The organism is Proteus sp. G2675 (genome assembly GCF_963886535.1).
GTDB lineage: Bacteria > Pseudomonadota > Gammaproteobacteria > Enterobacterales > Enterobacteriaceae > Proteus > Proteus mirabilis.
Map to the genome: position 1 here is coordinate 1 of NZ_CAWPCB010000055.1, position 20,844 is coordinate 20,844.

Below are 20,844 nucleotides of genomic sequence, written 5' to 3' on the forward strand. Positions count from 1 at the left end.
AAAAGGCGGAGCAAGAGCGCCTAGCCAGACTGCAAGCTGAGCAAGAAAAGGCGGAGCAAGAGCGCCTAGCCAAACTGCAAGCTGAGCAAGAAAAGGCGGAGCAAGAGCGCCTAGCCAGACTGCAAGCTGAGCAGGAAAAGGCGGAGCAAGAGCGCCTAGCCAGACTGCAAGCTGAGCAGGAAAAAACGGAGCAAGAGCGCCTAGCCAGACTACAAGCTGATAAAGAACTTCCCCCTGTAGAAGATGAACAAGTACAACAGGCTAAAGAAAAGGTAAAAGAGAAAGAAACAGCAAAATCATCGACAGCTATCAGTAAACCAATCGATGTAGAAAACAGCTATAAATCAATGCAATTAATGGCTGAAAACGGCTATAAACTTATCGAGATGCAACAAGGGCAATTGCGCTATCTCGCTTCTGCCACCTGTTCTGTCGGTACTGAAAAAGCATGTCTTAGTGGCTTCACACACTATCAAAATATTGATAAAGCCAACGCTATACAAACGGGCATTAGTGGAGCTTATCGTTTTGATATCAATCAAACACCATTAGTGATTGGTCTTGCTATTGATAGCGATAGCTACTCTTCTTTACCGACAGGCTATGAATATCAAGGATACCCTTTACCGTTAATTGGTTTTAGCGTTGATTTAATCCCGTCACTAAACCCAACCTCGAATGGCAATGCATTACATCTTTCATTAAAAGGGGCATATGTAAACCGCAAAGTCACGATTAAAAGACCAATATTAGATAATACCGAAGCGGGTAAAGGCCACGCAAAGATCTCCGGTTATTATATTGATTTACAAGGATATTATCCTTACACACTCAATAAGCTTATCACTGTAACGCCTTTTGCAGGACTTACTTTTAATCAAACATCACGCTCTGCTTATAGCGAAACACAAGGGACTAAACTTGCAGTCCATTATCAAGAACTTAATGCACATTCATTGCTTGCAAAAATAGGATTAGGAATAGAGTATACAGTCAATGCCAAACTCAAACTGGACAGCAAAGCGGGTTTATTATGGCATTTATCACATCACCAAGGTGACTTCCAAAGTCATATTGATTATCTAGGTCAGCAAAAAATTAACTATAACGACAACAAAAAACAGTTAGCACAGCGTCCATTTGCTAGTGTAGGGCTAACTTACCAACTAGATAAACAGTCATCTGTTAATACGACAACAAATTGGCAAATGACCCCTTATCGTAATCAAGATATTCATATGGGTATTGGTTATACATATCGTTTTTAATTCCTTATTATTATTATAATTAGTAGTAATAGTTTGCTTCCTATATTTCAAAATACAGGAAGCTTTTTTTTATTAAAATCGCTCCAGTATCCTTTTTACTATCAACATGTTTTTTCCTTATCTACCCACCATATTCTGGTAGATACTTTTTCTAGTAAGGCTTTATTGTGACTAAAGATAATTAAACTTAAAGGACGTTTTTGACTTTCATCGATTAATACTTGCCAAATTTTGGCTTGGATCTGTGCATCTAATTGTGCAGTCACTTCATCTGCAATTAATAATTGTGTTCGAGGATCAAGTGCTCGTAGTAATGCAATACGTGCCAATTCTCCTCCTGATAACTCATTAGGCCTACGGGTTAACCACTCTGGCTCTATCATCAATTTTTCAAGCCACAGGCTATCAGGCACCCATGCATCACGTACACTCTCTCCGGTTGTTCTAAATGGATTAAAACATTTATCAGGATGTTGCGGAACCAATTGAATGGGACAATAACCTTTCTTAGGCAGAGGTTGCTGATTAAAAAGAATTTGCCCACTAGTCGGCATTTGCCATTGTGCTAATACACGACCTAACGTTGTTTTTCCTCTACCACTTGGCGCAGAAATGCCTAAGCGCTCTCCCGCCTCTAATGAAAAAGAGAGATCATGCCATAACATCTTACCGGCTTGTTGCACAGAGAGTTGCTGTAGCGCTAAAAGTGGCATAAAAATAACCTCAAAAATAGGGTTCTCTAAGAGAAAAAGGTATATAAAGAAGATAATCTATCACTACTCAATATGGGTATGGGTTGCAAGCCCCCTCTTGTAGATCTAAAAACTGCTGTTCAGGCAGTGCATTCCACAATGTTTTTAGCCACTCACTCCCACCATGATGATAAAGCGCTTTAGCAGCGACTATCTCATTTAGCTCCCCTTGCCTCAACACAGCAATGGTATCGGCATAACGAGCAGCCAAAGCTAAATCATGGGTGACCCATAGGACTGATTTACCTTGGTGACATAACTCTTTTAAATGCTCTAGCAATAAACAAGCGTGTTCATCATCAAGCCATGATGTTATCTCATCAGCCAGTATATATTGTGCATTAGATAATGTTGCATTGCAGGCGAGTACTCGTTTAGCCATTCCCCCCGATAATTTTGCGGGGTAAGTTTTCACTAACGAGCTAGAGAGGTGATATAAACCAAATTGGTGTTTAATATCTTCATAGGTGATATCAGCACCACTTAACCGCGCTGAACGGCCCAGTTGTTCACCAATGCTAATTAACGGATTAAGCGCTGTTACACCTTGAGGAATATAGCAAAAAGTATTACCACGATAAGCAATAAGCTCTCGCTCGGTTAACGGATGCCCATTAAGTTTAATTGTGCCTCGGGTTCGCATATTAGCAGGTAGTAGTCCCAATGCACTTTGCAGGAGTAAACTTTTACCTTCACCGCTGCCCCCCACTAAAGCCAGCATTTTGCCAGGTTTAATATCAAGAGAAATAGATTTTAATAAAGGCTGCCAAGTGCGCTTTCCTAACCAACGAAACTGCGCAATATCAATGGAAAGCTGTTCAAAACTTAACATCCTGCCCCTCTTAACCATAGTTGCTGCATGGCTTTAGCAAATTGATCAAATATCAATACCAAGCACATTAAAATTAATCCGGGGAAAAACACCATCCACCAAGCACCGGTACTTAAATAACGTAAGGCATCCGCTAATAGCAATCCAAGAGAAGGCTCATGCGCTGCTTGCCCAAAACCTAAAAAGCTCAACGCAGCACTATGCAATACCGCATGTGGAAACATAAGCAACGTTCCTACAATCCATTGCGGTAATAACATTGGGATATAGTGTTTTTTCACACACTCAAAAGGTGTATTGCCAATACGGCGAGATAGCATCACATAATCTGCTTCACGAATACGTTGAATTTCACCACGTAAAATTAGGGCTAATTTGGGCCAATGGGTTAATGCAACAGCCCAGATAACACCTTGCTGTCCCCCACCTAAAGTAAAACAGATCAAGATCAACAACAGTAAATGAGGTAATGCTAACAAGGCATCAACCACCCCTCTGACCAATAAATCACAATGGCGATTAATGGAGGAGATCCCAGCAAATATCAAAGCAATCGCACCACTGACAACAGCACTAGTTACACCGATATTTAAGCTACTTAACATACCTTGAAAACAGCGTAACCACAGTGAACGGCCTAAATTATCCGTGCCAAACCAGTACTGAGTAGATGGCGCTTGGTTTCTAGCTAAAAAATCCATCACAATATCAGTATGAGAAACAGATAAGCCATAAATAACCAGCCCCACTAATACGATTGAGACAAATAGCAGTCTAAATAAAGGCTTATTGGGATCGTAAATCATAAGTCGCGCAAAATTCCTTTATTAATTCGTCGTAACAAGTGGTTAGAGATACTGTTTCCAAAGAAAATGAGAATTGTGCTAAATACAACAATCCCCATTAATAGAGGGATATCCCCACGCAATCCGGCATCTACTGTCGCTTGCCCTAATCCCGGATAAGCAAAAACCTTCTCCGCCAATAATGAACCACCTAACAATTCACCAATTGATGCAAACTGTAAGCAAAGTGCGGGAGTAATGGCATGACGTAGAACATGAAAAAGCATCATAGCCCAACCTTTATCACCTTGAGCTTTAGCAAAATGAATAAATTCACTGCCCATCACTTCAGCAACTTTTGCGCGAGTATGCAGTGCGATATTACCTGTACCTAATAATCCTAACGCTATCATAGGTAAAATAAGATGCGAAAAACGTTGGCCCAATGTGGCTGCTTCAGCACTACTGCCCATCGGCCATGCACAGCAAATGGGTGCCCAGTGTAACGTTACCGAAAACAGCGATAACAACAGCAATCCAACCCAAAAAGTCGGTAATGAGGACAGCAAATAAGAGAGGGTTGAGATGATCCTATCAGGCCAACGATTAAGATATCGTCCTGCCACTAACCCCATTAACACCCCTATTACACCTGAAAATAGCCATGCAGAAAAAAGCAGGATAAACGAAGGCCCTGCCCGTTGGCGAATAACATCAATAACCGGCATGTTATAGAGCATGGAATAACCAAAATCACCTTGGATTATCTGGCTAAACCAGAGCCAAAAACGCATCCATAGTGGCTGATCCATCCCCCAGCGAGCCGCTATCAGCGGATACTGCTCAGGCGGAACGTTTAGCAAATCACTACCGATATAGGCCTTGATCGGATCAATCGGCGAAAAACTTAATAAAATAAAAACACCTGCTGTTGTTACCAGCAGCAGGCATAATAATCGCAGGAAAAATCCTACTGTTTGACGTATTACTGACAAGTCCACTTCCAAGTATCTACGCTATTTAATAATGACCATGAACCGTGAATTTCCGGAGCGCCAGTGCCTAAATCAACACAAGGATCGGTTAAGTAAGTATGCTGAATATTCATTAACCAAGCCCAAGCAGCATCACCTTTGATACCGACGCCATTTTTACCATCCCACTCTACCGCTTGCCAATGTGGTACCGCTTGTTGCCATGTCGGTGCATCTAATGCTGCTTGTAAATGTTTTTCAACGGCAGGATTTTTATAATACCCAGGATTATAGTAACCCACACCTGCGGCATTCATACTATAGTGATGATAGAGCTCCATCGGATCAAGACTTCCCCAACCAAACAAAGTCGGGTTTGAGTGCATATAACGCTCTACGGTATCCCAGCTTCCTGACTTAAGATCCATTTGAATGCCAAGAGGTTGCACTAACGCACGAATTGATTCTGCTAAATCACGACGAGTTGCATCACCACTGGTGTACCAGAGTGTCAATTTCGCTTCTAAACCGTCTTTTTCTCGAATGCCATTTTTATTGAATTTCCAACCCGCATCATCAAGAATTTGTTTGGCTTTTTCAATATCACCATCTTTAAATGCGGCCTCGGTTTGATCCCAAGGTAATCCTTTTACGCCGGTATAAGCAGGAACTGCATATCCATCTAATACTTGCTCTGCCAGTAATTGGCGGTTAAGGGCATAGTTAATCGCTTTACGGATGGCGATATCTGCAGTGATATCATTACCGATATCATACCCTTGTGCATTTTTCTCACCTGATTTCACCATAGGAAAGACGATACCACGATTTTCAACACTGGCTCTTTCCCACAATTTTACATTAGGCAAATTTTTAGCAATGGCTGCGGTGGCAGGAGGAATACGAACAACCCCTAGTTGTCCACTTTGAGCGGCAGCAAAAGCGGCATCTTCATCAAGAAAAACAAAGATAAGCTTTTCGAAATCATTTTTCTTACCCGCATAATAAGGGTTTGCCTCAACGATGAGTTGCTGACCCGGTTGAAAACTGACCATACGATAAGGACCGGCACCAATCGGCTTTTGTGCATAGGTTTTTTCATCATATTTATCAGCTGAAACAATGCCTAGCGAGCCTAATACATTAACAAAAGTACTTTGAGGCGCTTTTAAAGCAATAGTGACATGTAAATCATCATCTGCCGTTGCAGAAAGAAAGTTTCCCATATCCACTTTACCGCCACTTGCCGCAGCATTGTTATAGGTAAAGGCAACATCTTTTGCGGTTAAAGGGGAACCATCAGAAAATTTCAAATCTGGTTTTAACGTCAGCTTCCATGTTGTGCCCTCTGCACTAGGCTGATAATCACTGAGCATATTGCTATACCAAGTCAGATCCGCATTTTGCTTTAATAATGGGCTGTGTAGCAGTAAGTAGCTACCATGGCTCCACCCTAACATGGGATCAAAACCTTCTGTCGGCTCTTCACCAATGGCTAATTTTAAGGTTTGTGCTGAAGTAGTAACAGGAACACTAAGTGCGGCTAAGCAGGATAAAGCAATAAACGATTTTCGCCAACTAAACCGAATAGACATAAATATTCTCCGATTTTTTAGATACGACTTATCATCAGTCTCAATCTGTTTGAAAGAGACAGAAAAGAAATAAGTTAACTGTTGTTATTATGATGTTCTGCACATTGATGCAGACAAAAGGATTAATTGCTTGGCATCATAAAAGCTTTTCTTGAATTACTCGAATAATATCCAACATTTTATTGATTTTACATAAACTTTCATCAAGCAATAGCGTTCAATATGACAAATTTTTAAATAGAGCACAGTTTTTTTCTAATAAATCAGTTATATAGGTTATGCTCATTCTTAATCGTGAGCATATAACAAAATAAATTGCTATTTTTACGAAATAACCTAATTTTACGATAAGTATATTAATGAAAAAATAAAGGGTGCAAATTATTACACCCCTTTATATTTATTCTGCTAATATTTTTTTCAGTCGAAAATAACGCCGGCCTAAACGCCATTTTAATCTAAAATCTTTCGCATTTTTCCAAATTAATGCCCAAATTCCCCGCTCAAAAAATACCTTAACTATCTGTTTTTTGGTTTCTGGTGAACTAATCGCATCAATAGAATGAATAATACCTAAACCTTCTTTGGCTATTTGCCAATAACAAGCATTGATCGTTTTTGCTATCTCAGCATGGCGTTGATTAATAGCATCCAGCATCTCAAGTATTTTCATATAGTTATAAATTGTTCTTACATGAATACGGTCATCGGGTGTCGTATGCGACACGGAGCCAGAATGAATAAAATAGTCGTAATAACGCTCATCGATATATTTTACCCGTTTCGCCGTTAATAACACTTCTGTCGTCCAAGGAATATCTTGGTGATGCAAACCCGGCTCAAAGTAATAACCATGCTCCAATAAAAACTGACGTCGATAAATATTTAGCCATGTAACATGTAAGAACTTTTTCGATTCAAGAGCACGTTCAAGCCATTGAGGCCCGGTTAATACCTCTGTGGTTGTTAAACGCGTTGAAGGAAAGATAGGGCGTGTTGGTCGGTTTTTATCATCATAAACATAATTCCCATTACAGGTTGCCACATCCAAATTATCGGCCTTGGCAATTTCAAGTAATCGGGGATACATGCGTTTATCTATCACATCATCAATATCAGGAAAAGCAACGTATTCCCCCTTTGCAACAGCAAATCCTGTATTACGCGCAACGGAAACACCTTGGTTTTCTTGTGTTAAAATAGTGACATTGGGAAAGTGTTTTTCCCATTTATCTAAGATCTGACGAGAGTTATCAGTAGAGCCATCATCAACTAAAATAAGTTCCCAGTTTTCCAGTTGTTGGGCATGTAAACAATTAAAAAACTGTGGTAAAAATTTTTCACCATTAAAAACCGCCACCACAATACTTAATTGGGGAAAAGAAGAGGACATACCGAACCTTTTATTTTTTTAATAAGACAGAAATATTTTGTCGTGAACATTTTTGCTTAAGGGCATTCAGGGTAGCAAAGATAGTTAGCTTAATATGAAGCTAATCTTGCTATGTTACACTTAACATTAATCAAAAAGTGCGCTTTTTGAGCCAATTAGGCCTCTAAAATTCACTAGTTAGGCTAAGTATAAGTAATTTTGTCTTGATACTGATGAAGAAAGGGTTAAGGATGTGCGTTTTTTAAAAAAGATAGGCTCAAGATGACTGTTTATCCATGAGTGATATAAGTTACAAAACTGTCTTTTTTTGGCGGTTGTGACACTTATATCACTCATTAATATAAAACATCCGCAGAACGGATGTTTTTTACTTATGGATACTTATTTATACTTTATGTTTTTTGTACTTTAATTTTTCTATTCTTCGATATCGTCTTCATCACAGACTTCAAGCTCAGGAAAGTAATCAACTCGCCAAGACTTAATGCCTTGATAAACTTTATCAACAGCGTTTCTTACCGCTTCGGTCATTGGGTAATAGAATCCCACCAGATCGGGCTGGATCCCCAAGAAAGTAATATCGGGGATATCGTCCTTTAATTGATCTATCAGAAAATTTAACGGCATGTTATGGGTGCTCATAATAAACATTTCTGCAATATAATCAGGATCTATTACCCTTATTTCACCAGGTTTTAAACCAATATCAGCCGCATCAACAATGACAACACATTGCGGTTGTAATGCTCTTATTTGATAAGAAACATTCTCTGGTGCACTTCCCCCATTGATAACCATCCAACCATCAATCGGGTTTGCTTCCATTAAATCCGCTAACAGAGGACCGGCTCCATCATCCCCCATCATGCTATTTCCTACCGTTAATACGACCTTAGGTGCTGTCATTGTTTCACTCATGGTTTTCTCTTTACTATCAAATAAATCGCTGGCTCTATAACAATTTCACCTAATAAATTAATCAGCGTTTGGCTCCACTCACTAAAAAGTGGATCATCACTTTTGGCAATAGGATCGAAAGCTAAAGCTAACATGTGAGTATGTTCAGAATTGATATTGATCTCACCGAAAGTTAGCAATCCTTGCATTTTTCGTTTTGCTTCCCCCTCAGGTAATAAATCAATCCATGCTTGATATTTTTCTAAAGGACAAACCAACTCTGTTTTTAAGCAGTCAATCATGCCGACGTGATGACCAATCGCCAACGAGTAGTACATCACTTGTTGCGCCTGCTCAGGTATATCATCATCGCTATCAACAAACTTTTGTCTTAATGACCAAAAGTAAACTTTAGCGTCATCAGACATGAACGCCTCCTTGGTTTAATGAATGCACCAGTCGTTTTACAATTTCCGCTAAACGAGGATCATTCGCTTGGCGTAACCATTCATCAACACGCCCACTGACTTCTTGTACTGTGGCACCATCAAGTAAAGTGAGGAAATGATCACTAATTTGTCGCCCTTGATAATAACCAGCAAGACGACGAGCTTCACGCTCTATCATTACGCGTGTATCAAGAGGGATCGACGGCAGTAACAGTGACGCTTGCTCATTATCCACTTCAGTGTGATTTTGACCTTTTAGTTTTTGATCTAATAAGCCTAATGCCACAGCAAAACCATAAATAGTTGCTGCAGGTGTCGGAGGACAACCAGGGATCCACACATCAATAGGAACGATGGTTTCACTCCCACCCCATACACAATAGAGATCGTGGAATATCCCACCACCACAACCACAAGCCCCATAAGAGATACAAATTTTGGGATCTGGTGCTGATTCATAAGCACGTAATGCCGGTACACGCATTTGGCGTGTTACGGCACCAGTAAATAACAAAATATCAGCATGGCGAGGTGAAGCAACCACCTTGATACCAAATCGCTCGGCATCAAAAACAGGTGTAATTGCAGAGAAAATTTCAATCTCACAACCATTACAACCACCACAGTCAACACGATAAACATACGCGGAACGTTGAATATCTTTCAATAACGTTTTTTTCAGCTTTTTCACCTGATCACTTAATGTGATAGGTTGGCTGACATGATGATTGATGGGAATTTCTGGTAGACTCATTTTTTCACACTCCCGACATTGCCCATACTAATATTTTCTTGACCATCAGAGAGTAGGTTATGTTTACGTTTACACTCTGGGCAAGTTTCAAATTGTGGACGCATTGCCTCAACAGTTTGTGCATCCCAACCCGATTGCACCAGCAGTGCCATAGCGTAATCAACAGATTTTCTAGGTGTAAAGGGTTGATGACACTCACGGCAGCTTAATAATTTAAATGTACCTTTAATATAAAGATCTGATTTTTGTGTGACTGCCGTTTCAAACATATCTGATAATACAATTGCCCGAGTTGGGCAGACTTCTTCACAGCGGCCGCAATAAATACAACGACCAATAAATAACTGCCAGTGACGTTCACCCGTTTCGAGGTTGGTTTCCATGGTCAGTGCATTCGCAGGACATGCAGAAGTACAAGCCCCACAAACAATACATTGCTCAGGTGAGTACTCAGGTTTTCCTCTAAAACCATCAGGGAGTTCTAATGGTTTAAAAGGATATTTTGTTGTTGCATCGCCTGTTTTGATAATGGTTTTAAACAATTTTAACATCGTTCAGTCCCTCACTTGAGCGGCGAATTTTTACGTTCGATGCTATAACGTTCAATTTCTTTATAAGAAACTGTTTTCGATTTACGTTTTTTCACATCGACAAGCGTTACCCTGTCTGTACAGGAGTAACAAGGATCGAGGCTACCGATAATTAATGGTGCATCAGAAACCGTATTTCCTTGTAACATATAACGTAGTACTGGCCAGTTAGCGTAAGTGGCCGCACGACAACGCCAACGGAATAATTTTTGATTATCACCCAACATACTCCAGTGAATATCTTCACCTCGTGGAGCTTCGGTAAAACCAAGTGCAAATTTATAAGGTTGGTAGGTAAAGCCTTCTGTTAATAACGGTCCTTCCGGCAGATTATCTAAGGCATATTCAATCATTGCCATAGAATCAAGCACTTCCTTAATACGCACCATCACACGTGAGAAAACATCCCCACCTTCATAACTAAATAGAGTTAATGGTAAGTTGCCATAATCTGCAAATGGGTGATCAAAGCGTACATCACGTTTAAAACCACTGGCTCTGATCATCGGGCCTACCGGGCTGAAATCACGCGCGACTTTCTTATCTAAAATCCCGACCCCAACGGTACGCTGTTCCATATTTGGCGCAGAAAGTAAGATGTCGACTAATTCAGTGACTTCTTTGCGCATTTCTCTGACTAATTGGATAGTTTTAATACGTTGATCTTTTAAAATATCGCGGCGAATACCACCAATTAAGTTTAAGCCGTAGGTTTTACGTGCTCCCGTCAGCATTTCAGCAATCTGCATGGATTTTTCACGAATACGGAAGAATTGCATGAAACCGGTATCAAATCCGGTAAAGTGACTTGCTAAACCGATATTTAATAAATGACTATGTAGACGTTCAACTTCTAATAAAATAGAACGGATAGTATGAGCGCGACGAGGCACTTCAATACCTAACGCATTTTCAACAGAAGTGGTATATGCCACGCTATGTGTAAAGCCACAAATCCCACAGACACGGTCTGATAGGAAAGTGACTTCATTATAGCCCATACGGGTTTCTGCCAATTTTTCCATACCACGGTGTACATAGAACATGCGATAGTCAGCATCAACAATATTTTCACCGTCAACAAATAAACGGAAATGTCCCGGTTCATCAGACGTAATATGCATAGGGCCGATAGGAACGACACGCGCATCTTGTTTGCCTTCGTTCACAAACGGATAGGTTTCTGTTTCTGTGGTTGGCGTTGGACGTTGGCGATAATCCATGGCATCTTTACGTAACGGATACATATCTTCAGGCCAATCATCTGGAAGCACTAAACGACGCTCATCCGGTAATCCCACAGGAATAAGACCATACATATCACGAATTTCACGCTCTCCCCATACTGCTGCAGGAACTCGTGGGGTAACAGAAGGAAATTCAAGTGTAATAGGGCTAACGTGTGCTTTAACGACTATCCAGCACTTTTCACCCTCTTCCATCGATAAGGCGTAATAGACGGCATAATCACCATTTAAACTACGTTCATCGTTACCAAATAAAACAGGTAACCAGCCTCCTAAACCGTAATATAGATACTCCACCACTTCAGGCAGTGATCCCGTTTTAACTGTTATCGTCAATTGATCAGCGGTTTGTCGCTCTTCATCAAGAATAGCTGATGGGAATTTTTCTCGAACTTTAGCAACATAACCCGCACCGAGTTCGTTTCCCTCTTTTCTACTGACATAATTTTGATAGCTCACGTTACTTCTCCTGAACCGATATTGATGGATTGCTGATTAACGTTGTTGGCCATGTATAATTTGGTGATCCACTCTCATCGATATTCATCACGATATTGGCTGCGTTCTCCAATAACTCACTGACTGGCTTAGGAATATGTGTTCCCATTAACAACATAAGCGCAATCAAAATGATCATCGGTAGTGTGGTTAACAGACCTAATTCACCTTTGGCAACCACATCCGGTTTTGGACCAAATACCGTTTTAGCTACCATACGAACTAATCCACCTAATACTACGGTTAATAACAATAATAATAGAATTGTTAATCCCATATGCTTAGCTGCTAAGCCTGCAACAACAATCATAAATTCACTGATAAAGACATTAAATGGTGGCATGCCCCCTAATGCCAAAGCACCGCCAGCAAATAATGCAGCACTTAATGGCATTACTTTAAACATGCCTTTCACGACATTTAGATCCCGTGTACCGTATTTCAGTAACACGTTACCAGAGCCGCAGAACAGCAATGCTTTTGCTAAGCTGTGGTTTAACGTGTGGAATAAAGCCGCCAAAATCCCAATCGGGCCACCAATACCCAGAGCCACTGCAATTAACCCCATGTTTTCCACACTGGAGTACGCTAATAAGCGTTTCATATCGCGCTGGATCAGAATAAAGAACGCGGCGATAGCAACAGAGAGGAAGCCAAAGATTAGCAATAGGTTACGAGTGAATTCAGTGCCTATTGCTGCATCAATAATAATGTAGTAACGAATAATGATTAACAGCGCACAGTTTAATAACACCGCAGATAACAGCGCACTAACAGGGCTTGGCGCTTCACTGTGAGCATCTGGTAACCATGCATGCATTGGGAATAACCCGGTTTTGGTACCGAAACCGATCAAAATAAATACAAAAGCTAAATGCATCAGTGTTGGATCTAACTGATGTGTATATTTCAACACTTCTGTCCAGAAGATGGCCTGATCAGGATCAGGCATAAAGCTTGCTGCATTGGCATAAACTAAAATTGTGCCAAAAAGACCAAATGCGACACCGACACTACAGATAATAATGTACTTCCATGCAGCTTCTAATGAAGAGCGTTGACCATAAATCCCTACTAAGAAAGCAGAGCTTAATGTTGTGGCTTCAATCGCGGCCCACATCAAGATCAAGTTATTACTGGTGATCGCTAATAACATGGTGAAAAGGAAGAGGTGGAAGAAACCATAGTAGTTACATAAAGTACGAACAGAAATTTCGCCCTCATCCACTTCATGATTCATATAACCAATAGAATACAGGCCGGTTAAAAAACCAATGATGCCTAAAATGGCTAGAAATAGTGCCCCTAAACTATCAACATGAACCCATTTCGCTGCTGCCAGTATTTCGCCATGGGACATCACATCAGCAACAGTGCCTAACGCGGCAATGACTAAGACAAAAATACCTATAGTATGAATGCCTGTAACGATAGGTCGTGCCGCTGCTTTCAATAATGGGCTTAAAAATGCCAATATCGAAAATACCAGCGGTGCAAACATTAAGATTGTTAACATGGTTGTTTGATTCATCTCCTCACCCCTTCAGCGCGGTCAGTTGATCCACGTTCAGTGTGTTGAGCGTGCGGTAAATCTTACGCGCCAATACTGCCATGACAATCACAGCAAAAATGGCATCCGTTGCTATACCAATTTCTACCAACTCTGGTGCCCTCCACGCTAATAAAGCGAGTGTTAAGTGAGAGCCGTTTTCCATTAAGCAGTAACCAAATGCTTGTTTTAGGATATTTCGTTGAGTCACAATACACAGTAGACCTAGCATAAAATGGCCTAAAGAGACCGCTAATGCAGGTTTCAATTCCGCCACCATAGGTATTTGAATTGGCTCAACCACAAACCAACATAAAATCACAATCACGGCGGCTAATAACATCAATAATGCTGGTTTAATGACACTGATATTGGCGCTCGGATCGGATAATTTGCGGAAGGCAAATCCTAAGATAAGTGGAACGAGTAGAACTTTGGTAAAGAAGGCGGTTATCGCCCAAAGTGTCAGTTGATGTGCATCTAGCGTATTTGCTAAAGTGACAAAAATCATCACCAAAACAAAGGATTGCAGAGCATAAAACCAACAGGAAGCAATAGGCTTTCTTGCGCCTATCACCAGTAGCGAGGTGATCATCATTAACCCCGCTAAATTATTAACAATAAGTGCTCCAGTCATGATTTATCCCCTTATCCTAGCCAAGTCACAGCAATAACACTGGATGCGAAAGACATAATAATCAGTATTCCAATCACAATTTGCATTGCCATAGGAACCGGTTGTCCTTGCGCAACTTCTTTACTTGGTTCTCCTGGCACCACACGGCCAAACCAGTAGATAAACCAAGTGAAACTTGCAACAGATTCAATCAGCACCAGAACCATAATAGGTGTCATTACCCAGAACACACTCGATAATTCAAAGCCTGCTGCAAAGATAGGGAATTTACTAAAGAAACCATTGAGTGGAGGTACACCTGCAATCGCTAACGCAGCAACACAAAAGCCCACACCCAGCAATGGATATTTATTAATTAACCCTTTTAAGCGCGGTAACATACGAGTACCACAGCTATAACTTAGCGCACCTGCGACTAAGAAGAACAAACTTTTAGCAAAAGCGTGGTTAAAGATATAAGCCACACCACCATTAAAGGCTTCACGAGGTCCAAAGATTGAGATAGATAACGCGAGGAAGATATAAGAAAGCTGTGTAATGGTTGACCATGCTAACAGACGTTTCATATCTTTTTGTGGCAGATACATCATAAAGCCATAAATCAGAGTGATAACCGCCATGGCGATCCCCACCCAACCAATGATATGAGGGACATCACCGGCTGAAATAATGGCACGAGCAAAGATATACACACCCACTTTAACCATTGACGCAGCGTGTAAGTAAGCACTTACAGGTGTTGGTGCTTCCATTGCGTCAGGTAACCAAGCTTGTAAAGGAAGCTGTGCTGATTTACCCCAAGCAGCAAACAGAATACCGCCAAAGACAATCAGTTTTGTTGGCTCATCTAATGTTGCTATCGCAGTTAGTTCAAACGAACCCGTACTTACAAACAAGGTTGCTGCTGCAAGATACAGACCGATTGACGCAACATGAGTAATTAACAATGCCTTCATTGCCGAACGCAATGACTTCTCTGATTGGTAATAACCAATTAATGCCCAAGAACAACCACCGGTAATTTCGAAAAACAGCAGTTGCCCTAAAATGGTAGATGACAGTACTAAACCTGCCATAGCACCAATAAAGATCAACAGGAAAGCATAATAACGACGAGTCCCATCATGGGGATGCTCACGGTTACCGTTAGTGAGATAACCCGTTGAATAAAAACTAACGAGTAATCCTAAGAACACAACGGCAAAAGCAATTAAGGTACTGACGCGATCAATGGTAAAACCAAATAGCGCAACATCACCATATTGTACTAGCGTAATTGTGGTATCGACTTTACCTTCAGCGAGGAACTGCCAACCTAAAACAACAGTACCTAATGTGGCTAATAAAGCGAACAGTGTACATAACCACTTCGCCATCCGATTTGGCAGTATGGACGTAATTAACGCCCCTGCAAATGGGATGAGTAAGGTCGCAAGAGCTATATTTTCCATTGCAATCATCGCTCCTTATAGACCAGTTAAATAGAAAACAAAAGCCAGTGCCGCAACACCGAACCCTAACCATGTCACATGCTGAGTCAGTAAGAAGCGACCACGCGCTAAACTGTTTTCAACTAATGACGCTAATACAAACACGACCAGCAATTTCACGGCCATTAACACTAAGGCGACAAGAAGCGCGACAAAGGTAAATTCAGTCGCTTTGCCAAAAGGAATAAATACGGCAAGGAACAGCTCAGCAATCACTACTTGTTTTAAACCAATACCCAGTTTAACCATGGCAAAACCAGAGCCAGAGTACTCGGTTAGTGGTCCTTCTTGTAATTCTTGCTCTGCTTCCGCGACGTCAAAAGGCATTTTGCCCATTTCAATAAATGCCGCAAAAGCACAAGCCAATAAGGCTAAAAGTGTAGCTGTGGGTGATACCCAACCTTGGGCGAGCGTCGCACTGATAGTGCCGACATTGGTTGAACCCACAATCAATGCCACCACAATCAACGAAAGCACTAAAATAGGCTCAACTAATACACCCAATGTCAGTTCACGGCTGGCCCCAATACCTGCAAATGGACTACCTGAATCCAAACCGGATAAAGAGAAAAAGAAACGAAATAGCGCAAACAGATAAATTAATGCAATTAAGTCAGCCGCACCGCCAAACAAAGAGGTTGCCGTAAAGACAGGCAATGCCATTGCCACTAATAACATGCTGCCTAATAACACATAAGGCATCACTTGGAAGATCACGCCAGATTGCTCAGGGGCAACGGATTGACGTTTAAGTAATTTAAAAATATCTCGGTAATCCTGCCAAATACCAGGACCTTGACGCGAATGCATCTTGGCACGAATTTGGCGAGAAATACCTGTACATAATGGGGTTATCGCCAGCAGAAAGAGTGCTTGAATAACCGCGAATATTCCCATCATAAACGAAGGTGTTTCTTGGAAAGTCATCATTCCCTCTCCTTACGCTGCGATAACTAAAAGCAAGATGACCAGCGCTGCCACCACGTATAGACAATAGAGTCTGAAATCGCCGCCTTGTAGGCATTGGATACGTTTAGCAAAACGTTGGATACCACGAACCAATGGATAAATAATGCTTTCATCCCAGAATGGTTCGACCTTTTCAGCACCGCGCTGTGTTTTATTAAAGCCACGTGAAAGCCAAGGTGATGGATCAAGCTGTTTACGCATACGATAAAGTGGTGCAAACATACTACGTAGTGCTTGAGTAAAGCCCCCAGCGGACACCGCCATGTCTTTTTCCCAGACATAACCACAGGCCCATGGATTACCTTTACGGCGAAATGCAGGTTGACCACCTTTTAAGCCGAGATAAATTAAGAATGGAATTAGTGGTAAGGCGATTAATAAAATAAATGTTAAGGCAGGAGAGAACATCGCTTGTGATGCACTATCAGGGACTAATATCGCACCTTGAGTCACTGTTAATGCACTGGTTTCGCTAAGTGACATTGCAATATTGGCAATAATTGGCGCAACAAAAGCCGCACCCACACCTAATACAACACAGAAAAGTGCTAATAACCCCATAGCAATGGTCATTGGCAACGGTACTTCTTTAGCTTTAGTCGCTTGCTCACTACGTGGGCCACCGCAAAAACTGACGCCATAAACTTTGACGAAACACATTGCCGCTAATGCCCCGGTAATTGCCAACATAATAATGGCAATAGGACCACTTAAGCGCATGACAAAGTTACCATCGTAACTCATCGTAAATAGTGATTGATAAGTATACCACTCACTCACAAAACCATTTAATGGCGGTAATGCTGAAATTGCCATACAACCAATTAAGAATGCCGTTGCAGTGTAAGGCATTAGTTTGGCTAATCCACCCATCTTATCCATATCACGAGTGTGAATTTGATTAATAATGGCTCCGGCACCTAAGAACAATAATCCTTTAAATACCGCGTGGTTTAATAAGTGGTATAACGCACCAAGCAGACCGAGAGCGGCAATCACTGGATGATCGGTTGCCATACCTACCATGCCAACTCCCACGCCCATCAAGATGATGCCGATATTTTCAACGGTGTGCCATGCAAGTAGACGTTTTAAATCGTGCTCTGCTAATGCGTACATAACCCCTAATACAGAAGAGACAGCACCGAATGCGAGAACGACAATTCCCCACCACATTTGTGAAGCACCTAATAAATCAATGCCTACTTTGATGATGCCAAAAATACCAATTTTCACCATCACTCCAGACATTAATGCTGAAGCGTGAGAGGGTGCTGCGGGGTGCGCTTTTGGCAACCAACTGTGTAATGGCAACATACCGGCTTTGGCACCAAATCCGAAGAAGCCCAGTAAGAACACCACAGAAGCCATTGCAGGGGAAAGAGAAAGTTGACGGAATGAATCAAAATCAAGACTACCGCTTTCACGCCACATTAAGAAGAAGGCTATCATGATTAGCACAGAGCCTGCGTGAGCGATAAAGAAGTAGAGTAAACCGGCGTGGATAGATTCGTCATCTTGGTCAGCGATTACTAAGAACCAAGATGCTAACGACATCATTTCAAATAGGATAATAAAGTAAAACGCATTATCCATAACAATCAGTCCTACCATGGAAGCAATAAAGAGATTCATAAAAAATCCCATACTCCATGCGCCGCGACCTTTGTATTCTTGAACATAAGAGAGTGAATACAACGCACAAACAGTGACGAGTAAAGAAATGACAAACACCATAAAGGCGCCAAGCATATCCATACGCACCACAAAAGCGGCGAAATCAAATGGCCCAGCCATAGCAAAACTGATTGTTTCACCATTTAAAATAACCGGTAATGCGCTTAAAACACCTAATACACCACCGATGATTGCGCTGATCCCCGATATTAGGATTGCCAATCCTTCCTGTTTCTTTAAAAACAGTGCAATAACGCCACCAACAACATACAGGATGATTGACCACATCAGTAACTGAAGAGGTTCCATATTACTTGCGCTCCTGTGTCAACGTAGATAGATCATCAAGACTTGTCATAGGTTCCATCACAGAGTCTAAACGACGCGCTTTCATCTGCTCTTCAAGGCTATCTTCTTCAACTAGATGTAAGGCATCTGTCGGACAGACTTTTACGCAAGCAGGCCCCTCATCTGAGAAAGCACACAAGTCACATTTCACTGCTATTGCGCGAATACCCGCATTCCATGCAAGGAATGGATTGGTAGTAGGAAGACTTGCGGGCACATCTGCCAGCATCTCTTCAGGCACAAAATGGTCAAACACAGCCGGTAAGTTAACGGGTTTACTGCCTGATGGTGTAATCGCACCAAAAGGACATACCAAACCGCATAACTTACAGCCAATACACAAGCTCTCATTAAGAAAGATCATATTATCTTCATGAGTAATGGCATTGACTGGGCACACACTAGCACAAGGAGCATCCTCACAATGCCGACAAAGCATCGGGGCGGTCTGATCCTCCACTTTTACCACTGTAAGACGCGGATGCGCCTGTAATCCCACAGCTTGGTGTACTTCCGAACAAGCTGCCATACAGGTATTACACCCTATGCATCGTTGTGGCTCTGCAATAACAAAGCGATTCATTCGCCACATCCTCCGAGAAAAACGTTTAACAGCTCACGACTGTCGTTAATTTTTCTCTAGATGAAGCATATTTCATGCCAAGAGCAGTAATATTTTATTTTTAATAAAAATCAATATGTTATAAATAAAAATTAATTTGCTTGATGACGTGTCGACAATTATGACGTTGACACTTAAGTGGTGGGAAAGAGTGATATGATTGAAAAAGCCTGCAAAAGCAGGCTTACAAAAAAGGGATTAGTCAGTATAAATGCGCTTTTCAACTTCTTTCATGGTCTGTAAGCCACATTGTAAATCATCTGGGGTCGCTTCAGAAAACCCTTGTGTAAAGGTTGCAGATAAATAAGCATCTACCATCATATTGGCTTTAAAGGGAGTAATCAGTAAACCCCCCATGGCTAGCATATTGCAATTATTAATCACTTTACAAAAACGCGCAGTGGTAACACTCTCACAAACCCCGCAATAAACATTTTTATGTTTATTAGCACTAATACTTACTCCCATCCCTGTGCCACAAAAAACAAAACCAATATATTCAGGATGTTCTGAAATAATAGCGCCTACTTTATCACCAACATCACAATAACCAATAGGCCCTGATTCGGTAATATCTTTTATTGTGTAATTTTTTGCTTGTAGATGAGATTTGACGGCATTTTTAAGCTCATAACCTGAAGGATCTGCCCCCATAACAATTATTTTCTGTTCCATATCGCCTCCTAAATAAATTGAGAGTCATGGTCAAAGAAAAGATATCTGATTGATAATCATTAAAACCAAATAAAAATATCTCACTCAATGAGTTGTTACTTATTAAAGTATAGACGATAAATATTTTATTTATATTCAAAAATTTTAAATTTCTCTGTAATCAATTTAGAGAATTTTAAATAACCATCATAATCATAAGGTTTTATTTTTGATGAAAATCAAAAAAAATTAATGACAATAAAATTGTGTTTATAGGATAGGAAAAAATTTTTTTAAAATAATATACTAATCTGATTATGAATTTACACTTAAGAGAATTTACGTATAGAAAAAAGACCAAAAAGCATCAATCTAGTATAAAAAGTGCTAATTATCAGATAAATAAGAACGAAACATAAGAAAAGAAAAAATAAAAGAGATATTTTAGATATAGTATTATATTGGAAATAGTTTCCCTAGTACAAAAAAAATAAAAATAAATATCAATAATATTACAGGATTACAGTTTTTATCTATATTCTTCAATATCTCTAAAAGGAAAGGTCAAAATAAATTAAATAAATATTGCTGTGGATTATCTTTACCAAAATAATCAACAACTACATTGTAAAAAAATGGCTATTTTTTACCAATTCCAATCTGGCATTGCTCATGCTGTTTTGGCATAAATAAAGAATGAAATAATATATTGATTTTATATTATATCACTTATCTATATAACGATTTTATAAAACACCGTATTAAAGTAAATTAATCAATTTTTTTAAAGATAATTTGTTATATTTATCAAATTTTTTGCGTATAAAATAAAAATACCACAATCAAGAGAGCATATGTGGTATT

19 protein-coding genes are annotated in these 20,844 nt (G+C 40.4%); 1 reads left to right on the forward strand and 18 read right to left on the reverse strand.

What is annotated here, in order from left to right:
- On the forward strand, positions 1–1,268 hold a 1,268-nt coding region (locus AACQ49_RS17860; RefSeq protein ID WP_237612789.1), incomplete at its 5' end, for an autotransporter domain-containing protein.
- Between the two features lie 101 nt (positions 1,269–1,369).
- On the opposite strand, the gene AACQ49_RS17865 is transcribed toward AACQ49_RS17860, so the two are convergent.
- The 18 genes from AACQ49_RS17865 to AACQ49_RS17950 all read right to left on the reverse strand — a co-directional run bounded on the left by AACQ49_RS17865 (position 1,370) and on the right by AACQ49_RS17950 (position 20,001).
- On the reverse strand, positions 1,370–1,981 hold the full coding sequence (locus AACQ49_RS17865) for an ATP-binding cassette domain-containing protein (protein WP_004250173.1): 612 nt from the start codon (positions 1,979–1,981) through the stop codon (positions 1,370–1,372).
- A gap of 67 nt (positions 1,982–2,048) precedes the next feature.
- Positions 2,049–2,852, reverse strand: coding sequence for an ATP-binding cassette domain-containing protein (locus AACQ49_RS17870; RefSeq protein ID WP_004245678.1), 804 nt, complete (start codon positions 2,850–2,852; stop codon positions 2,049–2,051).
- Positions 2,846–3,658: an ABC transporter permease gene (locus tag AACQ49_RS17875; protein ID WP_004245680.1), complete on the reverse strand. Its 813-nt coding sequence runs from the start codon at positions 3,656–3,658 to the stop codon at positions 2,846–2,848. The genes AACQ49_RS17870 and AACQ49_RS17875 overlap by 7 nt, the downstream gene beginning before the upstream one ends.
- Positions 3,655–4,638 (reverse strand): ABC transporter permease subunit, encoded by a 984-nt coding sequence (locus tag AACQ49_RS17880; RefSeq protein WP_161778818.1) that lies wholly within the window; start codon positions 4,636–4,638, stop codon positions 3,655–3,657. The genes AACQ49_RS17875 and AACQ49_RS17880 overlap by 4 nt, the downstream gene beginning before the upstream one ends.
- Positions 4,623–6,206 carry an ABC transporter substrate-binding protein gene (locus AACQ49_RS17885; RefSeq protein ID WP_161778819.1) on the reverse strand — a complete coding sequence of 528 codons (1,584 nt, stop codon included), beginning with the start codon at positions 6,204–6,206 and terminating at the stop codon, positions 4,623–4,625. Before AACQ49_RS17885 ends, AACQ49_RS17880 begins: the two co-directional genes overlap by 16 nt.
- Before the next feature lie 400 nt (positions 6,207–6,606).
- Entirely contained in the window at positions 6,607–7,599 is a 993-nt protein-coding gene (locus AACQ49_RS17890) for a glycosyltransferase (RefSeq protein WP_004245683.1), read from the reverse strand.
- 417 nt (positions 7,600–8,016) lie between these two features.
- Positions 8,017–8,517 (reverse strand): hydrogenase maturation peptidase HycI, encoded by a 501-nt coding sequence (hycI, locus tag AACQ49_RS17895; RefSeq protein WP_004245684.1) that lies wholly within the window; start codon positions 8,515–8,517, stop codon positions 8,017–8,019.
- Entirely contained in the window at positions 8,514–8,924 is a 411-nt protein-coding gene (locus tag AACQ49_RS17900; protein WP_004245685.1) for a formate hydrogenlyase maturation HycH family protein, read from the reverse strand. The genes hycI and AACQ49_RS17900 overlap by 4 nt, the downstream gene beginning before the upstream one ends.
- Positions 8,917–9,699, reverse strand: coding sequence for an NADH-quinone oxidoreductase subunit B family protein (locus tag AACQ49_RS17905; protein ID WP_004245686.1), 783 nt, complete (start codon positions 9,697–9,699; stop codon positions 8,917–8,919). Before AACQ49_RS17905 ends, AACQ49_RS17900 begins: the two co-directional genes overlap by 8 nt.
- Positions 9,696–10,250, reverse strand: a complete 555-nt coding sequence (gene hyfH / locus AACQ49_RS17910) for a hydrogenase 4 subunit H (RefSeq protein ID WP_004245688.1) — start codon at positions 10,248–10,250, stop codon at positions 9,696–9,698. Before hyfH ends, AACQ49_RS17905 begins: the two co-directional genes overlap by 4 nt.
- A gap of 11 nt (positions 10,251–10,261) precedes the next feature.
- A complete protein-coding gene (locus AACQ49_RS17915) occupies positions 10,262–11,995 on the reverse strand; it encodes a hydrogenase large subunit (protein ID WP_004245689.1) in 1,734 nt (577 codons plus the stop codon).
- Position 11,996: 1 nt separating this feature from the next.
- On the reverse strand, positions 11,997–13,565 hold the full coding sequence (locus AACQ49_RS17920) for a hydrogenase 4 subunit F (protein ID WP_004245690.1): 1,569 nt from the start codon (positions 13,563–13,565) through the stop codon (positions 11,997–11,999).
- A 4-nt stretch (positions 13,566–13,569) separates the two neighbouring features.
- Positions 13,570–14,220, reverse strand: coding sequence for a hydrogenase 4 membrane subunit (hyfE, locus tag AACQ49_RS17925; protein WP_004245691.1), 651 nt, complete (start codon positions 14,218–14,220; stop codon positions 13,570–13,572).
- Between the two features lie 11 nt (positions 14,221–14,231).
- A complete protein-coding gene (locus AACQ49_RS17930) occupies positions 14,232–15,680 on the reverse strand; it encodes a hydrogenase 4 subunit D (RefSeq protein ID WP_012368420.1) in 1,449 nt (482 codons plus the stop codon).
- A 6-nt stretch (positions 15,681–15,686) separates the two neighbouring features.
- Entirely contained in the window at positions 15,687–16,637 is a 951-nt protein-coding gene (locus AACQ49_RS17935) for a respiratory chain complex I subunit 1 family protein (RefSeq protein WP_012368421.1), read from the reverse strand.
- 12 nt (positions 16,638–16,649) lie between these two features.
- Positions 16,650–18,665: a hydrogenase 4 subunit B gene (hyfB, locus tag AACQ49_RS17940; RefSeq protein WP_004250169.1), complete on the reverse strand. Its 2,016-nt coding sequence runs from the start codon at positions 18,663–18,665 to the stop codon at positions 16,650–16,652.
- A gap of 1 nt (position 18,666) precedes the next feature.
- Positions 18,667–19,287: a 4Fe-4S dicluster domain-containing protein gene (locus AACQ49_RS17945; protein ID WP_004245695.1), complete on the reverse strand. Its 621-nt coding sequence runs from the start codon at positions 19,285–19,287 to the stop codon at positions 18,667–18,669.
- A 237-nt stretch (positions 19,288–19,524) separates the two neighbouring features.
- Entirely contained in the window at positions 19,525–20,001 is a 477-nt protein-coding gene (locus AACQ49_RS17950) for an RpiB/LacA/LacB family sugar-phosphate isomerase (RefSeq protein ID WP_004249279.1), read from the reverse strand.
- Positions 20,002–20,844 lie beyond the last annotated feature (843 nt).

Bases quoted from the DNA above. Each gene is read 5' to 3' on its own strand.
- AACQ49_RS17865 (WP_004250173.1), bottom strand. From the start codon at position 1,981: ATGCCACTTTTAGCGCTACAGCAACTCTCTGTGCAACAAGCCGGTAAG.
- AACQ49_RS17870 (WP_004245678.1), bottom strand. From the start codon at position 2,852: ATGTTAAGTTTTGAACAGCTTTCCATTGATATTGCGCAGTTTCGTTGG.
- AACQ49_RS17875 (WP_004245680.1), bottom strand. From the start codon at position 3,658: ATGATTTACGATCCCAATAAGCCTTTATTTAGACTGCTATTTGTCTCA.
- AACQ49_RS17885 (WP_161778819.1), bottom strand. From the start codon at position 6,206: ATGTCTATTCGGTTTAGTTGGCGAAAATCGTTTATTGCTTTATCCTGC.
- AACQ49_RS17890 (WP_004245683.1), bottom strand. From the start codon at position 7,599: ATGTCCTCTTCTTTTCCCCAATTAAGTATTGTGGTGGCGGTTTTTAAT.
- hycI (WP_004245684.1), bottom strand. From the start codon at position 8,517: ATGAGTGAAACAATGACAGCACCTAAGGTCGTATTAACGGTAGGAAAT.
- AACQ49_RS17900 (WP_004245685.1), bottom strand. From the start codon at position 8,924: ATGTCTGATGACGCTAAAGTTTACTTTTGGTCATTAAGACAAAAGTTT.
- AACQ49_RS17905 (WP_004245686.1), bottom strand. From the start codon at position 9,699: ATGAGTCTACCAGAAATTCCCATCAATCATCATGTCAGCCAACCTATC.
- hyfH (WP_004245688.1), bottom strand. From the start codon at position 10,250: ATGTTAAAATTGTTTAAAACCATTATCAAAACAGGCGATGCAACAACA.
- AACQ49_RS17920 (WP_004245690.1), bottom strand. From the start codon at position 13,565: ATGAATCAAACAACCATGTTAACAATCTTAATGTTTGCACCGCTGGTA.
- hyfE (WP_004245691.1), bottom strand. From the start codon at position 14,220: ATGACTGGAGCACTTATTGTTAATAATTTAGCGGGGTTAATGATGATC.
- AACQ49_RS17930 (WP_012368420.1), bottom strand. From the start codon at position 15,680: ATGATTGCAATGGAAAATATAGCTCTTGCGACCTTACTCATCCCATTT.
- AACQ49_RS17935 (WP_012368421.1), bottom strand. From the start codon at position 16,637: ATGACTTTCCAAGAAACACCTTCGTTTATGATGGGAATATTCGCGGTT.
- hyfB (WP_004250169.1), bottom strand. From the start codon at position 18,665: ATGGAACCTCTTCAGTTACTGATGTGGTCAATCATCCTGTATGTTGTT.
- AACQ49_RS17945 (WP_004245695.1), bottom strand. From the start codon at position 19,287: ATGAATCGCTTTGTTATTGCAGAGCCACAACGATGCATAGGGTGTAAT.
- AACQ49_RS17950 (WP_004249279.1), bottom strand. From the start codon at position 20,001: ATGGAACAGAAAATAATTGTTATGGGGGCAGATCCTTCAGGTTATGAG.